We start from the raw sequence: 15,317 nt of genomic DNA, 5'->3' as shown, positions 1-15,317 counted from the left end.
TTCCCGCTGTTGCCAATGCCTCATCCCGCGCTGACCCATGCGTCGAAACGTTGCGACAGAGCGTCGTAATTGTCCACCCAGAACTGTGGATCAAGCTTCAGCGACTCCTTCAGATTGTTCGGGTTCGACGTGAGGAACGGCTTTAGGTCCGACTGAACGAAGTCCATTGCCTTCCTGTTCGGCGTCGAAATCGCCAGCCCGTTCGTCACGGCAGCCTGTACCTCGGGCTTCGCGGCGTAATTGAGGAAGGCGTAGGCGTTGTCTACGTTCTTGCTGCCCTCGACAAGCGCCCAATAGTTGACATGGGTGATCGTGTTGCTGCGGACCAGGCCAAAATTGGTCCCTTGCGTCTTGTTGAAAAACCGGATGCCGTTGTCGTACGTCACCGACATTACGATCTCGCCTGCGGCCAGCATCTGGCGGGACTGGCCGGGGTTTTGCCACCAGACAATGTTGGGCTTGAGTTCATCAAGCTTCTTGAACGCCCTGTCGACGCCTTCGGGGGTGGCGAGCACTGCATAAACCTGGTCACGTTCGACACCGTCCGCCATCAACGCCAGTTCCAGCGTCGCCATCGGCGTCTTGTTCATTCCACGCCGTCCGGGCCATTTTTTCACATCCCACAAATCGGCCCAGGAGGTTGGTTCGTCGCCGATCCGCGCCTTGTCGTAGGCAAGCACCGTACCGTAGAAAACGAAGGGCACGGCGCATTCCAACTTGTCGTCCATCAGATCGAAGTCTTCGAGGCCGGCAATCTTCGACTTGTCGATCTTGGCAAAATAGCCTTCATCGCAACCTTGTATGGCCTCGGCGTCTTCGACCGTCACGAGGTCCCACACGCCGCTGTCGCTTTCGATCTTGGCTCGAACCGCGCCGATGCCCCAGTCCCGGTTGTCGGCCTTCACATCGATCTTGGTTACCTCGCGGAAAGGCTCGATGGCTGCGGTCTTCAGCACCTCGCCCAGAGGACTTGTGAACAACGCAAGCGAAAGGCCATCGCTGCGGGCTGGCGAGGATAGAATGAGAATCGTAGATGCGGCTAGGTACAGACCTATCAACGCCTTGTTCGTCGTCAGTTTCATGGTGATACCCCTCTGATGGTTGATGAGCCGAGTCGATATTTGTTCCGCTTGAGGCTCGTTCCGGCTCCCGTCGATACATGTTATAGGAATTAACATATCAACTGTATATAATTGCCACCTCTCTTCGGATGTCAAGGACGGACACGCGTTCCGTGTAAGGACGCCGGCGCCCGCTCCGTGCGAGATGCTGGCATGGTGCTCCGATTCATCGGGAATAGACTAGGCGCCCGCCGAAGTATGTCTTCGACACTCGTGTGTCAGCAATATCCTGAGGACGCACCTCAAGCAGATTGCGATCCAGAAAGGCGAAATCGGCGGATTTGCCGCACGCGATGGAACCGGTCCGATCGCCGATGCCCATGTACGCTGCGACGTTGCAAGTGCAAAGGCGCAACGCCTGTTGCAACGTCAATGCCTGGTCTGGCCTGAAGACGCCGGACACGCAGCGACTGGGGTCTTCGCGGGTCACCAGGGCAGCGAGTCCGGGCCATGGATTTGGCGACGAAACAATCGGCCAATCCGTTCCTAAGACCGCAGTCGCGCCGGAGCGTAATATGTCTCCGATCGGCCACGCGCGGTCCGCACGCTCGTTGCCGAGCGCGACCGCGTTGGCTTGCAGGATCGCATTGGGAAACCACAGTGGAGGGCAGAGGTCCGCCGCCACATCGAGTTCTCGCAAGCGTGGGATGTCGGCATCCGATATATAACTGAGATGCGCGATCGAATGCTGCGGGCCGCCTCCCCCGTTTTGATGGCGGACGGATGCGATTGCATCCAGCGTTTCCCGGATGGCCCTGTCTCCAACAGCATGGACCTTGACATGGATCCCATTGGCATCGAGGGGTTGGATCAACCTGCTCAATGCTTCGGCGGAGTGGAATGGAGCAGGTTCAGCCCCGACACCCTCGCGCAGCGCATATGGCGAAAGGAATGACGCCGTACGCGCGCCCGGCACGCCGTCCATGAAAAACTTGACGAAGTCGACGACCACATGATGGGAGCGGTAGGTGTTGCGCCGGGCGATCGTTTCGGCGCCGATCCCTTCCCTTTCAGGCGTCAGGATCGTATCCGTAGCAATGCATGTCGCGACCCAGGCGGAGAGACTGCCCTCTCGATCCAGATCGCTGAAAAGCTTCATCGTCATCTCTGTCGTCGCAGCCTGGACAAAGCCAGTGACGCCGAAACTGTTGTACGTCGAAACGGCGTGGAGAGCGCTCCTGCGCCGCACGGCATCTTCATCCAATGGGATGGCGCGATCGATAAGGCCGCACGCATCCTCGAAGAGCAGCCCGGACAAGCTGCCATCGGCGCGACGGTCGACCAATCCGCCCTTGACGTCGGCCGCTGAGACGTCAGCAATCCGCAGAGCCGCGGAGTTGGCGAACATGGCATGGTGGCTGCTGTCACGCAGCACCATCGGACGATCGGCTGTGACCTGATCAAGCGCGGCCAGCGCCCCAGGCAGACGCATCTGGTCAATCAGCCGTATCGACCACCCTGCCCCTTTCAGCCAGCCTTTACCGGCCAGCCGGGTCAGAGCATCGCCCACGGAGCGGATGACGTCGTCGAGACCATCGGTTCCCGAAAGTCTCACCTCATACAGATCGGCCCGGGCCGCCTCGACCGCGTGGCAGTGTGAATCCAGCAGCCCTGGCATAACGAAGGCGCCAAGGCCGTCGACGACCTCGGTCTCACGGCCGATATGCGTATCCACCGCTTCGGATGCGCCCACGGCGATGAAGCGCCCGTTCTGCACGGCAAGCGCAGACGCCCAGGGCAGGGCGTCATCCATCGTGCATATCCTGGAATTGCGCAGGATGAAGTCAGCCTTTTTCTTGCCCGGGTTCATTTGCGTCCTTTATTGCAGCCGTCAAGCGAACAGGTGTGACCGCCTACTTTGAACGGGCGGCAGTAACGTAAATTTCGACCGCGTATTCGGGTGTAACAAGACGGGATTCGCCTGTCGCACGCGCCGGCGCGCGACCTTGCGGAATCCACTCCATCCAAACCGAGTTCATCTCGTCAAATGTGCTGATGTCAGCCAGCCATATTACCGCTTGCAGGATACGCGACCGGTCCGAGTTAGACTGCCCCAGCAGATCGTCGATCCGCGCCAGTATCTGCCGTGTCTGCTCGGCGACAGTGGTACCTGGAGTTCCAACCTGGCCGGAGATAAAGATGAAATCGCCGAATATGACGGCGGCACTCGAGCGTTGGCCGGGCTCGATACGCTCAATGTCCATGCGTCCAGTCTCCTACGAAAATCCAAAGGCGAAAAGTCTGGTCTCGCCGGACTTTTGGGCGACGCGCCTCCGCTACGGACCGTAACATCGATCGGCATGAGTCAATTGACAACATGATTAATCTATATAGACAGCTGCTATATGTATGTAAATTGTCCCGTTGGGAATGCTTTTTGGGCCAATCCTTTGGCGCGGATTGCGAACGGCTCCGGTCGCTAGACCGGATCGGGTAAGAAAGGCGACCTCATGAGCAGCGCGCGCAACAAAAATTATCTTCGCGAGATGAACGCCAAGAAGGTTTACCACCCGATGGCGCACCCGAACGACCTTGAGGAGCACCCGCCGCGCATCATCTCTCGGGGTGAAGGCGTTCATCTGTTCGACGATGATGGACGCAGGGTGATCGACGCATGCGCTGGACTGTGGAATGTGAACCTCGGCTACTCAAACCAGCCAGTCAAAGACGCCATAGCCCAGCAGCTCGCCGATCTGCCGTACAGCTCCGCGTTCAAGGGGACGACCAACGAGAAACTGATCGAGTTGAGCGACGTCTTGGTGGATATGCTCGATCAGGAGGACATGCGGCGCGTCTTCTTCACGTCTGGAGGGTCCGATTCGGTCGAAACCGCGCTGCGCCTAGCGCGACAGTATTGGAAACTGTCCGGCCATGTCGATCGCACGAAGTTCCTGTCGCTCAAGCGCGGCTATCATGGCACACATTTCGGCGGAGCGTCGGTGAATGGAAACAACGTGTTCCGGCGGGTCTACGAGCCGCTCTTGCCCGGATGCTTTCACATGCCGGTGCCGTTCGACTACCGGAACATGTTCAATGAGAGCGATCCATCCAGGCTGACCGACCTTTGCCTGGCGGCCATCGAGGACGAGATCGCTTTCCAGGGCGCCGACACGATCGCCGCGTTCATCGCAGAGCCCGTACTCGGCGCTGGCGGCGTCATTGTTCCTCCAGAGACCTATTGGCCGAAATTACGCGCGCTGCTCGATCGGCATGAAATCTTGTTGATTGCTGATGAGGTTATCACAGGCTTCGGCCGCGCGGGAGCATGGTTCGGCGCGCGGGGCTGGGGCGTCAAGCCGGACATGATGTGCCTCGCCAAGGCCATCACATCAGGCTACTTCCCGATGGGCGCGGTCGCCGTCAACGAGCGAATCGAGACCGCGTTCAAGGCCAACAAGGATGCGATGGGCGTCATCTCTCATGGCTATACTTACTCCGGACACCCCGTGGGTTGCGCAGCCGCGCTTGCATGCCTGGCCGAAACCGTTCGCCTCGACCTGCCGGCGAATGCCGCCAGAGAGGGTGACTATCTGCTGTCGCGCTTCCGGTCCATGATGGACACGCATGAAGCGATCGGCAATGTGCGCGGCAGGGGGTTGATGATGGCGATGGAGTTCGTCGCCGACCGCAAGACGAAACAGCCGGCCGGCAAAACCTTCATGGGTGCGGTGGGTGACGCCATGTTTGACGCCGGGATGCTGGTCCGCATCGTCGGTCACAACATTCTCCTGTCGCCTCCGCTGGTGTTGACGCGGAAGGACAGCGACGAAATCGCGGCCGCCATGGAAGCAGGTCTGGCGAAGGTCTCCCGCGGTCCGGCGACCTAAACCTGGTCGCCATCACGCACAGAGAGCCGGAATTAGGGAAGCAGCCCTCCCGACGATATCGGGAGCCTGCTATCAGCCGATATAAGACTGGAACAACTCTCGCTCGTCGGCGAACGCGACTGTGGGGCCGTGCTTCACGATGGTTCCACCACGAATGATATAGATATAGCTCGCCACGCTAAGGGCGAGATGCACGTTCTGCTCAACGAGCAGGATCGATTTTCCCGTCTCGTTGAGCCGCTTGATCGTGCGTCCAAGTTCACTCACGATCATCGGCGCGAGCCCCATCGACGGCTCGTCGAGCATCAGCAGCTTCGGCTCCGAAGCCAGGGCGCGGGCAATCGCCACCATCTGTTGCTGTCCACCCGACAGAGCGCCCGCCCTCCGGTGCAGATGGGAACGCAATTCGGGAAAATACTCCAGCACGGATTCGATGCGCTGCCCAATCTCGGAACGTCGGCAGCGTTGCATCGCGCCGAGATCGAGATGCTCCAACACCGACATCTCGCTGAAGAGTTCGCGCCACTGCGGAACCAGGGCCACGCCATGACCGAACACGCGATGCGCCGGCTTGGACTGTATCGGCACGCCTGCGAAACGTACGGTTCCCTTGCGGGCGGATATCAGCCCCATGATGGCGCTGAGAGTCGTGGTCTTTCCCGCGCCGTTGCCGCCAAGAAGCGCGACGATCTCGCCTTTCGGCACTTGCATGGAAACGCCCTTGAGCACCAGTTGCGGGCCATATCCCGCCTCCAGACCGGAAACCTCAAGCATCCAGGCGTTCTCCCAGATAGGCCTTTTGAACGGCTGCATCCTGACCGATCTCGGCGCCCGTGCCCTCCGCGATCACGCGTCCCCGGTCGAGCACCGTGATCCTGCTGCACAATTTAACGACAAGCGGGATCACATGCTCGACCAGCAGGATCGAAACCTTCCAATCGGATGAGAGCCTGCCGATCAGATCGTCAAGTCGTTCGATCTGTGCTGGAGAAAGCCCGGCCGTGGGCTCGTCGAGCATCAGAAGTTTCGGCCTGGCGACGAGCGCCCGGCCGATCTCGACATAGCGCTGATGGGCGATGGTCAGCGTGTCGACGACACGATGCTTCAGGTCCCGCATGCCGAGATAATCCAGCACCTCGTCGATAATGGCATCGGCGTCAGCATCCGGCGTCGCATAGGAGCCGACGATCAGACGGGTCAGCGGATTTCCCGCCCTCGTGTGGAGGCCGAAAAGCAGATTTTCATAGACGGTGAAGCTTTGCACGAGCTGCACGGTCTGGAATGTGCGGCGTATGCCAAGGGCGGCACGTTGCGGCGCGGATTTCGAGGTGATTTCAAGTCCGTCGAGATGGACGCTTCCAGCACTCGCCGGAGCCAAACCGGAGATTGCGTTGAACAGAGTGGTCTTTCCGGCGCCGTTCGGGCCGATGAGCCCACGGATCTCCCCTGAGGCGATGGTCAGGCTAACGCCATTCACGGCGGTGAGGCCGCCAAACCGGACCATTAGCCCCTCTAGCTTAAGAATCTGGGTCATGTGCGCTCCGAGCCTTCTGCGCGTTCTTTCCGCACGACCCACTTGCCGCGGACGCGACTGGAGTATTCCTCACGAGGAAGTATCCCTTTGTCGATCAACAGCCCTGCCAATCCCTTCGGCACGAAAATCACGAACACGATCAGCAGCAATCCGAAGCCGATTTCCTGGAAAGCCTGCGCGTTGCGCAGCAATTCCGGCAGCCACGTCAGGATGGTCGCGCCGATGAAGGGGCCGATGAGGCTGGAGGCGCCGCCCACGATGACCATGCAGAACTGCATGATGGTCTGGTAGAGATTGAAGTTGTCCGGGTTGATATAGTGCTGCGTCAGCGAGAAAAGCGAACCTCCGACGCCCGCATAGAACGCGCTGATTGCAAAGGCCAACACCTTCGTTCGCGCGACATTGATGCCGCTGCTTTGTGCGGCGATCTCGCTATCCCGGATAGCCACGAACGCCCGGCCGAGACGCGAGCGTATGATGAACTGGGCCAGGGCCGTCATCACGGCACAAACCGCCAGGATGATATAGAAGGTTTGAAAGTCGTCGCTCAACTCGACACCGAAGAAAACGGGCGATGCGACGCTGATGCCATCGGTGCCGCTGGTGACCGGCTTCCAGTTCCTGAGTATCCATTGGACAATCTCGGAGAAGCCCATGGTGACCATGGCAAGATAGAGGCCGCTTACGCGGATCGCCGGAATGCCGATGCTGCAGCCGACAAGCGCTGCGGCGAGGCCCGCCGCCGGCATGGCAACCAGATAGGACACGCCAAACTTGTTCATGAGAAGCGCCGATACATAGGCTCCGATCGCCATGAACGCGCCATGTGCGAAGGCAAACATTCCAGCGAAGCCCAGGATCAGGTTCAAGCCCTGGGCGACAACCACGTAAACGAGCATCAGATTGATAAGATACTGCGCGTACGCGTCGGTGGTGAAAGAAAGCCCAAACAAGAGGACGAAGAAAAGGGGAAGAATGTTACTTCTGACTGCCGCAAGCACTGGTCAAACCCTCACGGCGCTGCGCGAGCCAAACAGGCCTTGCGGCCGGAACAGCAGGACGACTATGATGATTATGGGTGCGAAGATGTCCATCATCGAGGTCGCCAGATAGCGGCCGAAGAAGATCTCGACGATGCCCATGACCAGTCCGCCGACGAACACGCCACCTACGCTTCCGAACCCGCCGAGACATGCGGCGGCGAAGCCCTTCAGCAACATGCGCGTGCCCATGTCGGGGTAGAGAAAGATCAAGGGCGCAGCCAGTATGCCGGCGACGCCGCCGCATATCGCCGCGAGGCCCCACGTGGCCGAATAAATGTGTCCCGTATTGATGCCGACCAGCATCGCGCCGGCGGTGTTCTGGGATGTGGCGCGCATCTTCTTTCCCAACGACGTCTTGGAGAAGAACAGCGAGATGGCAATCGTCAACACGAATGCGACGACGATGATCAACAGGCGCTGCGTTGACAAGACGAGACCGCCAACGGAAATCGTCTCGGTGGAAAATGCCGCCGGCAATTTCCTCACGCTGTCACCCCACGGGATACGCGCCAGGCCCTTGATCGCGATCATGAGACCGACTGTCGAGAGCACGATCGCAACCTCTGTCGAGGCCCGCCCCAGCGAGCGGTTCATGGCGATTGGACGGATCGCGAGAAATTCGACGACGACGCCGAGCGCGAACGCGAAGACGATTGCGACAAGCATCGACAGCGCGTAGGAGAGCCCGAAAAGTATATTGGCGGTGTAGGCGGCGAATGCGCTCGCCATGAACAACTCGCCATGGGCGAAGTTTGGAATTCCCTGGGCGTTGTAAACCAGGACAAGTCCAAGTCCGACCAAACCATATAGGCAGCCGTTCGACACACCCACCGACAGCAGCGTCGCGATTTCCATCTATTCTTCGTCCAATTTGGGAGGCGTGGCGATTCGAAGCGTGCCCGCCGGATAGTCGACGACGACCCGGCAGGGACGACAACCAGCAGAATTACTTCCAGCTGTCGCCCAGCGCGGTGATATTGCCGTCACGCATTCCCCAGATCGAACCGGTCTTGCACCCTTCGTGGTCGTCCGCAGCGAAGGTGACCGAGCAAGCCATAGGCCCGCCGTCCATGTCCTTGATTTCGGACAGTGCCTGAACCATCTTCTCGCGCGACAGATCCGGGCCGGCGCGCTTTAGCGCCTCGACGACGGCAAGGGCACCGGACGTTCCGTAGAACGCGGCAGCCTGAACCTTGTCGTCGGGATAGTACTTCTTGAGCATATCCACCCACCGCGCCATCGGAGCCTCTGTCAGCGTCGACTTATAGAAAGAGACGACATTCATGTTGGCCATCGGCTTCGGATCGCCGATCCGTTCGAGCAGATCCTGCAGATCGACCAACGTGGAACCGAATACCGGAACATCTAGGCCGAGCTTTGCAGCATCCTTGAGGAACACCGCAGACGCCTCCGGACGAGCCACCAGCACGACCGCATCGGGATTGAGCGACTTGACCTTCAGAACCTGTGCCGTCGCGTCGGTCGCCTCAACCTCGAGAGGTTCCAGGCCGAGATATTCGAGATTGTTCGCCTTGATGCTTTCCTCGAGCTTCGGGTAGCGGACATTAGCTACCGCGTCCGTATTGCCGACGACGACGACCTTCTTCAACTGCGGGGACGTCGCGATGAAGTTTGCGATGATCTCGCCGTCGTAGCTGCCGGGCAGGAATGCCCGGTAGATGTAGCCATTCGGCTGTGCAACGATCTCGTCTGCGGTCGCCACGAGAACCATCATCGGAACCTTTTCCTTCAGCACCAAGTCACGCACCGGCAGGATGGCGCCAGAACAGCTGCCGCCATGCAGCATGAATACCTCGTCGCGACTTATCAGCTTCTTTGCCGCGGCAAGTGCCAAGGGCGCCTGGCACTGCGAATCCTCGATAACCAGTTCGATCTTTCGGCCATTGATGCCGCCATTGGCGTTGATGTCGTCATAGACCATCTTGGCGCCATTAATCGTCGGCCATCCCCACAGCGCCGCCGGCCCCGTCAAGGAGCCGATCATGCCAATTTTGATTGTGGTGTCCGTCAGACCAGCCTCTTCAGCCAGGGCGATGTCCGACGTGGCGATGAAGGCGGCAACTGCCGCGGCTGCGGTTAGTTTCAGGCTGGATTTCATCATAGTTCCCCTTGATGATTTGCATGCGTTGATGTTTGGCCAGATTTTTTCCGGCTCTCTATGGTTGCCGCGCCACTCAAGGCTAGACAAACGCCCCCCTGCTGTGCGACGGCGCCGGGAAAGACGACCCGGATAATATGTACATAATGTAATTACATGATTTACCTAACGCCGAAGGCTGTCAAGCAGCTATCGGCAAGATGCCGCATATCGGCATCCGAACCTTCGCAGCGCAACACGCTGCCAAGTTACTGCGACCGGGCCGTTTCGCGCGGAGCATTATAACCCAGCATAGCTTCGGGATCGTCGCGCTTGTCCAGCGCGCGGTAGCGGCTTCCGAAGAAAACCAGCGGACGGGCATGCGGACGTCGGCGCATGAACGAAACAACCCGCCCCACCATGATGATGTGATCGCCGCCATCGTAATTGGCGTACGAGGTGCATTCCATGGACACAAGGGCGCCGGGGAGCAACGGAAGACCCTCGACCGGACCATGCTCCGGGATGACATCGGACCATTTGTCGGTCAGCGGGCGAGCAAACCGCGTGGATAGTTCGTCTTGATCCTCAGCCAGGATGTTGACTGCAAAGCTTCGGGCTTGCTGCCAAGCGGGAAAAGCCTTGGCGTTGCGAGCCATGCTGAACAGAACCAGCGGAGGATCGAGCGACACCGAATTGAAAGAGCTCGCAGTGGTTCCGAGTTTCTCGCCCTCTGGCGTTACCGTGGTGATGACCGTCACGCCCGTGGTGAAGGTACCAAGAGCATCCCGGAAGGCCCTGCTGTCGAAGGTCGCCTTGGGCGCTGTGTCTATAGTCGAATTCATGGTAGCCGCCTCCGCTGACAATCCACGCGACGCAGCGCAGATGTATTCATTAAATAGCTACATTATGTAGGTGTCAAGACCTAACCGCCTGATTGTGTTGGCCGCCAACTGGGCGCGAGCGGATCGCCACCATGAGACTGGTCACCGCGACGATCGCTTACGCCGGCCAAACGCCCTGCTGGCAGGAGCACCCAAATCGAAAGCACAACACGCTCCGTTGGTATCAGGGTTCGTCCAGCAATCTTAAGGCTGCCGCAGCCTTCACGAATTCGGCTTGACATGTCGCCAATCGCCGAGGAACATACATTATGTACACAAATTTTGGGCGTAGTGCGAAGCGCCTAGTCTGATGTCCGGATGGACGAAAGGTTTCCTTCCATGATGAAAGACACGGCCTCTTTCCCGGTTCTCGACGGGTTCGATCCGTTTGGGCAGGAATTCTTGAGCGATCCGGCCCCGACCATAAAGCGCGCGCATGAGATCGCTCCGGTGTTCTACTATGCCCCGCTGCGCATGTGGGTCGTCACCAAATATGACGACATTTGTCGCGCGGCGCGTGACGCAGAGACCTTTTCGTCCGATGCCACCGGCTTCGTTCCGCCTCCGGAAGACATCAAGCCAAAAATTCCCGATACTTTTTTGTCGGATCACTTCATTTCGCAGGATCCGCCGGAGCACACGCGCAATCGCGTGGCAATCGCTCGTCAGTTCCTGCCGCGCGAGTTGCAGAAGCAGGAAGAGAACATCCGCCGCATTGCCAACACCCTGATCGATGCTTTCATCGACAAGGGTAAATGCGACCTGATGCAGGAATTCTGCTATCCCCTGTCGCTCAACGTGATCATCGGCCTGATTGGCATGCCACCCGAGCGCGCTGACGACTATCGGCTTTGGACGGAGGACCTGTTCTCCGTGCTGACGCCAAAGACCAAGGACGCCGTCAGCAAGCCCATGAGCGAAGAGGAGCGGCGGGAACGCTGGTCGCGGCTTGGCGAAGGGCAGGAATTCTTTGAGAACTTCGTGACGGAGCGCGCGCGGTGTCCCGTCGGCGATCTCACCAGCATCATGCTTCAGGCAAAGGACCAGGCCGGCGATCTCGCCATGACGCAGCATGGCGTTGCCCGCAAACTTCACGAACTTGTCGCCGCCGGCAATGACACAACCGCCAATTTGATGGCGCACATGCTGGTCTATATGGGCGAAAATCCCGACCAGGACGCGCAGATCCGCGCCGACCAGTCGCTGCTGCCGCGCGCGATAGAGGAGACGCTGCGGCGCCGCGGCACCTCGCCCGGCCTGTTTCGCGTCACCACCAAGGATGTCGAACTCGGCGGCGTGATGATCCCGCAGGGTTCCCTGATATGGCTCTTGTTCATCGGCGGCGGTCTGGATGAAAGCCATTTTCCGGACGCGCAGAAGTGGGACGTCCATCGCGCCAACAGCGATAAGCATCTGGCCTTCGGCCATGGACGGCATTCATGCCTGGGCAATCCCCTCGCCCGGCTCGAAGCCAAGGTTGCCTTCGAGGAACTGCTTCGGAGGATGCCGGACATCCACGCCGTCCCAAACCAGAAGCTGGACTATTTGCCGACGCTGACCGTCACCACGATTAACAATTTGCAAGCGGAATGGACGCCACCGGCGAAAGCGTAAGGCGGATCAGGATCAACCAGATGGATTCGATCCAATCGCCCGAACCATCCGTCAGCGTCACCCGCGACATGCATGCGACTTCCGGGATCACAGCCATGCGCGATGCCAACGAGCGACTCCTTTCAATCGTACGGTCTCGTTTCGAGACCCCTAACATCGTCGTACTCGAGTTGAGTGGCGACGGTGGCGAAGCTTTGCCTGCCTGGACCCCAGGGGCGCATATCGATCTTGTTCTGCCGTCAGGAAAGTCCAGGCAGTATTCCCTTTGCGGCAATCCGTCCGATAGGTCCCGCTACTGCATCGCAGTGCTGCGCGAAACCATGGGACGCGGCGGCTCGTTGGAAATTCACGAAATCGCCCGCAAAGATATGGTTTTGACCGTCCGCGGTCCACGCAACCATTTCGAGCTGGTCGAGGCAAAGGCCTATCTTTTCATCGCTGGCGGGATCGGGATCACACCCATGCTGCCGATGATCCGGGCCGCGGAAGCTGCGGGAGCGCCCTGGCGTTTGGTCTATGGTGGGCGTTCCAAGGCGACGATGGGTTTCTTCAACGAGATATTAGAGAGGCAGGGCGGCGCGGTGACTCTGCTGCCTGAAGACGAAGCCGGCAGGCCCGATCTCGATGCCCTGCTTGCCACTGTGGGCTCCGGAGAAGTGGTCTATGGATGTGGACCGGGCGGAATGCTGACTGCGCTGGAAGAGGCCTCGGTGCGGCGCGGACTTTCCAATGTCTTGCATATCGAGCGCTTCGGGGCCGCGGAGAATATGCCGCCGCCGGCCGACCTAGTAGGCGATTCCGCGTTCGAGGTCGAGTTGCGCACTTCGGGCATCACTTTGCAGGTCCCGCCGGACCGCAGCCTAGGCGACACGCTTCTCGATGCGGGCATACCCGTGCCCTTCTCCTGTCAGGAAGGATATTGCGGAAGCTGCGAGACACGCGTGCTCGAAGGCGTACCCGACCATCGCGATACGATCCTGACGGACGAAGAGAAGGCCGAGGGAACGCTGATGATGGTCTGTTGCGGCCGCTCGAAGACACCACGTCTCGTGCTGGATCTGTAGCCCGAAGAAATCCCGCCCCGCGCCCGCGTCTGATCACTGTATTTCCCGGCCGACATTCGATCATGGAATGCCTGCTGCAATCGGCTTGGAAGGTTCGATGGAAAACTATCAGAAATTTTATATCGATGGCCAATGGGTCGAGCCGATCGACGCTACCCCATTCGATGTCATCAATCCGGCGACCGAGGAAGTCGTGGCGCGCACGAGCCTGGGCAGTGCGGCGGACGTCGACCGCGCGGTTGCCGCGGCCCGCAGTGCTTTCGAGACTTTTTCCGGCTGGAGCGTGAAAGATCGCGTCTCCCTGCTCGAGCGCGTGATCGAGCAATATGAGCGGCGCTTCGGCGATATCGCCTGGGCGATCACCACCGAGATGGGCTCGCCGATCAGCTTCTCGCGCGGCCTGCAGACGCCAGCCACCCTGGGTCACCTTCGGGCCGCGATCGCCGTACTCAAGGACTTCAAGTTCGAGTATATGCTCGGTCGGACACGCATCCTGCGCGAGCCAATTGGCGTGTGCGGTTTCATAACCCCCTGGAATTGGCCGATCAACCAAATTACAGCCAAACTGGGCGGCGCTCTCGCAGCAGGCTGCACGATGGTTGTGAAGCCCAGCGAATACGCGCCATTGAGCCCGGTCATCCTGACTGAAATCCTCGCCGCCGCCGGCGTGCCGCCAGGCGTCTTCAATCTTGTCAATGGTGACGGACCGACCGTAGGCAGCGCCATCTCAAAACACCCTGGCATCGACATGGTGTCGTTCACCGGATCCACCGCGGCGGGAATCACGGTCGCTCGGGATGCGGCAGCAACCGTAAAGCGCGTTCATCAGGAGCTTGGCGGCAAGTCAGCCAATATCCTGCTTTCCGGCCGCCACATGGAGAAATCCGTTCCTTACGGCATGATCCGGGCCTTCACCAACAGTGGCCAGTCGTGCATTGCACCCGCCCGAATGCTCGTGCCGGAGGCGGAGGTCGGCCACGTTGTCAACCTCATCAAGTCGGCGAGCAAAGCATTCGTCGTCGGCGATCCGCGCTCTCCCGACACCACGCATGGCCCCGTCGTCAACGGTCGGCAATACGATCGCGTTCAGAAACTGATCAAGTCGGGCATCGACGAGGGAGCCCGGCTGGTGATAGGGGGCGAAGGCCGGCCTGCCGGTTGCAACCGCGGCTATTTCGTCCAGCCTACCGTCTTCGCGGACGTGACACCCGGTATGCGCATCGCGCGCGAGGAGATTTTCGGCCCGGTGCTGACGATCATCGGCTATCGCGACGTTGACCACGCTGTGGAGATCGCGAACGACAGCATTTACGGCCTGGCCGGCTTCGTATCGGCCGACGATATAAAGGATGCCGACACGGTCGGCCGCCGCATCCGCGCGGGCCGCATCTACCTGAACGATCTGCCGCAAGACGAGACGCCGACTTACGAATTCGAAGCCCCTTTCGGCGGCTACAAGCAGTCGGGCAACGGGCGCGAGGTGGGCTTGTTCGGGTTCGAGGAGTTCCACGAAGTCAAAGCCGTCATCGCTTAGGTCCCACCGAGGGTCGACGAGATGGCGGCGGCAGGTCTGACCGCGGCGCCTTCGCGCCTGGTCAGGCCGCCACGCGTGCTCGAAAGCCCGGTCAATTTGGAGTGCAAGCATCACCAGACAATCGTGCTCGCCAATGATACGCCCGGCGTGTTCAACTCGGTGGTAATCGGACGCGTTGTCGGCATCCATATCAACGACGACTACATCGGCGCCGACGGCAAGGTCGAGATCATCAAGATGCGGCCGCTGGCCCGCATGGGATATCGCAATTACACCTCGGTCACCAATATCTTCGAGATGCGTCCCGCCAATATTTCGGCCGATACGATACGCGGCATGAGCGGCGGCGGCGGCAAGGCGAAATAGCCCTGCCCTTCTGTTTTGACGAGCCGCGCCCATCAACTTGAGTTAGAGATAGTCCTAAGATGGCCGGTTGGGCCGGATGCCAGTCGGCATCCGGCCCTTTGATCGTTTCAAGCAGCGGCTGTATCGAGTGCTGCATCGACGAGCCTGCCTGCGCGGTCGAAGTCGTAGTTTCGGTACATGTTGGTCTTCACGAGATAGGATGCGCCGCCGTAGAACTTCTCGTACTGCTGGT

General features: G+C 59.7%; 14 protein-coding genes. 5 read left to right on the top strand and 9 right to left on the bottom strand.

The window, feature by feature from the left end; genetic code table 11:
• Positions 1-20: 20 nt before the first annotated feature.
• The 3 genes from ICI42_RS22640 to ICI42_RS22630 form a co-directional block, all read right to left on the bottom strand.
• Entirely contained in the window at positions 21-1,082 is a 1,062-nt protein-coding gene (locus tag ICI42_RS22640) for an ABC transporter substrate-binding protein (RefSeq protein WP_188166879.1), read from the bottom strand.
• 205 nt (positions 1,083-1,287) lie between these two features.
• Positions 1,288-2,874, bottom strand: coding sequence for an amidohydrolase (locus ICI42_RS22635; protein WP_269140810.1), 1,587 nt, complete (start codon positions 2,872-2,874; stop codon positions 1,288-1,290).
• 100 nt (positions 2,875-2,974) lie between these two features.
• Positions 2,975-3,325 (bottom strand): RidA family protein, encoded by a 351-nt coding sequence (locus tag ICI42_RS22630; RefSeq protein WP_188166877.1) that lies wholly within the window; start codon positions 3,323-3,325, stop codon positions 2,975-2,977.
• A 246-nt stretch (positions 3,326-3,571) separates the two neighbouring features.
• On the opposite strand from ICI42_RS22630, the gene ICI42_RS22625 reads away from it, so the two are divergent.
• A complete protein-coding gene (locus ICI42_RS22625) occupies positions 3,572-4,948 on the top strand; it encodes an aminotransferase class III-fold pyridoxal phosphate-dependent enzyme (protein ID WP_188166876.1) in 1,377 nt (458 codons plus the stop codon).
• A 72-nt stretch (positions 4,949-5,020) separates the two neighbouring features.
• On the opposite strand, the gene ICI42_RS22620 is transcribed toward ICI42_RS22625, so the two are convergent.
• The 6 genes from ICI42_RS22620 to ICI42_RS22595 form a co-directional block, all read right to left on the bottom strand.
• Positions 5,021-5,722: an ABC transporter ATP-binding protein gene (locus ICI42_RS22620; protein WP_188166875.1), complete on the bottom strand. Its 702-nt coding sequence runs from the start codon at positions 5,720-5,722 to the stop codon at positions 5,021-5,023.
• Positions 5,715-6,482 (bottom strand): ABC transporter ATP-binding protein, encoded by a 768-nt coding sequence (locus ICI42_RS22615; RefSeq protein ID WP_188166905.1) that lies wholly within the window; start codon positions 6,480-6,482, stop codon positions 5,715-5,717. The genes ICI42_RS22620 and ICI42_RS22615 overlap by 8 nt, the downstream gene beginning before the upstream one ends.
• Complete coding sequence (locus ICI42_RS22610) at positions 6,479-7,483, bottom strand: branched-chain amino acid ABC transporter permease (RefSeq protein ID WP_188166874.1); 1,005 nt, start codon at positions 7,481-7,483, stop codon at positions 6,479-6,481. The genes ICI42_RS22615 and ICI42_RS22610 overlap by 4 nt, the downstream gene beginning before the upstream one ends.
• Positions 7,484-7,486: 3 nt before the next feature.
• Positions 7,487-8,380 (bottom strand): branched-chain amino acid ABC transporter permease, encoded by an 894-nt coding sequence (locus ICI42_RS22605; protein WP_188166873.1) that lies wholly within the window; start codon positions 8,378-8,380, stop codon positions 7,487-7,489.
• A 91-nt stretch (positions 8,381-8,471) separates the two neighbouring features.
• Positions 8,472-9,644: an ABC transporter substrate-binding protein gene (locus tag ICI42_RS22600; protein ID WP_188166872.1), complete on the bottom strand. Its 1,173-nt coding sequence runs from the start codon at positions 9,642-9,644 to the stop codon at positions 8,472-8,474.
• A 248-nt stretch (positions 9,645-9,892) separates the two neighbouring features.
• Positions 9,893-10,468, bottom strand: coding sequence for a flavin reductase family protein (locus ICI42_RS22595; RefSeq protein ID WP_188166871.1), 576 nt, complete (start codon positions 10,466-10,468; stop codon positions 9,893-9,895).
• 378 nt (positions 10,469-10,846) lie between these two features.
• Between ICI42_RS22595 and ICI42_RS22590 the strand changes: the two genes are divergently transcribed.
• From ICI42_RS22590 to ICI42_RS22575, 4 genes are all read left to right on the top strand, one after another.
• Entirely contained in the window at positions 10,847-12,121 is a 1,275-nt protein-coding gene (locus ICI42_RS22590) for a cytochrome P450 (RefSeq protein ID WP_188166870.1), read from the top strand.
• A gap of 20 nt (positions 12,122-12,141) precedes the next feature.
• Positions 12,142-13,185 (top strand): PDR/VanB family oxidoreductase, encoded by a 1,044-nt coding sequence (locus ICI42_RS22585; protein WP_210317473.1) that lies wholly within the window; start codon positions 12,142-12,144, stop codon positions 13,183-13,185.
• Positions 13,186-13,282: 97 nt separating this feature from the next.
• Positions 13,283-14,719, top strand: a complete 1,437-nt coding sequence (locus tag ICI42_RS22580; protein WP_188166869.1) for an aldehyde dehydrogenase family protein — start codon at positions 13,283-13,285, stop codon at positions 14,717-14,719.
• Between the two features lie 21 nt (positions 14,720-14,740).
• Positions 14,741-15,085, top strand: coding sequence for a hypothetical protein (locus tag ICI42_RS22575; RefSeq protein WP_188166868.1), 345 nt, complete (start codon positions 14,741-14,743; stop codon positions 15,083-15,085).
• Positions 15,086-15,317: the final 232 nt, after the last annotated feature.

It is taken from the genome of Oryzicola mucosus (genome assembly GCF_014534685.1).
GTDB classification, from domain to species: Bacteria; Pseudomonadota; Alphaproteobacteria; order Rhizobiales; family Rhizobiaceae; genus Oryzicola; species Oryzicola mucosus.
The sequence above is the reverse complement of the archived record's forward strand: the minus strand, read 5'-3'. Positions and strand labels throughout refer to the sequence as shown.

Coding starts and splice junctions, on each gene's coding strand:
- ICI42_RS22575 (WP_188166868.1), top strand. CDS start 14,741: ATGGCGGCGGCAGGTCTGACCGCGGCGCCTTCGCGCCTGGTCAGGCCG.
- ICI42_RS22600 (WP_188166872.1), bottom strand. CDS start 9,644: ATGAAATCCAGCCTGAAACTAACCGCAGCCGCGGCAGTTGCCGCCTTC.
- ICI42_RS22615 (WP_188166905.1), bottom strand. CDS start 6,482: ATGACCCAGATTCTTAAGCTAGAGGGGCTAATGGTCCGGTTTGGCGGC.
- ICI42_RS22605 (WP_188166873.1), bottom strand. CDS start 8,380: ATGGAAATCGCGACGCTGCTGTCGGTGGGTGTGTCGAACGGCTGCCTA.
- ICI42_RS22630 (WP_188166877.1), bottom strand. CDS start 3,325: ATGGACATTGAGCGTATCGAGCCCGGCCAACGCTCGAGTGCCGCCGTC.
- ICI42_RS22640 (WP_188166879.1), bottom strand. CDS start 1,082: ATGAAACTGACGACGAACAAGGCGTTGATAGGTCTGTACCTAGCCGCA.
- ICI42_RS22585 (WP_210317473.1), top strand. CDS start 12,142: ATGGATTCGATCCAATCGCCCGAACCATCCGTCAGCGTCACCCGCGAC.
- ICI42_RS22625 (WP_188166876.1), top strand. CDS start 3,572: ATGAGCAGCGCGCGCAACAAAAATTATCTTCGCGAGATGAACGCCAAG.
- ICI42_RS22620 (WP_188166875.1), bottom strand. CDS start 5,722: ATGCTTGAGGTTTCCGGTCTGGAGGCGGGATATGGCCCGCAACTGGTG.
- ICI42_RS22635 (WP_269140810.1), bottom strand. CDS start 2,874: ATGGATGACGCCCTGCCCTGGGCGTCTGCGCTTGCCGTGCAGAACGGG.
- ICI42_RS22595 (WP_188166871.1), bottom strand. CDS start 10,468: ATGAATTCGACTATAGACACAGCGCCCAAGGCGACCTTCGACAGCAGG.
- ICI42_RS22590 (WP_188166870.1), top strand. CDS start 10,847: ATGATGAAAGACACGGCCTCTTTCCCGGTTCTCGACGGGTTCGATCCG.
- ICI42_RS22580 (WP_188166869.1), top strand. CDS start 13,283: ATGGAAAACTATCAGAAATTTTATATCGATGGCCAATGGGTCGAGCCG.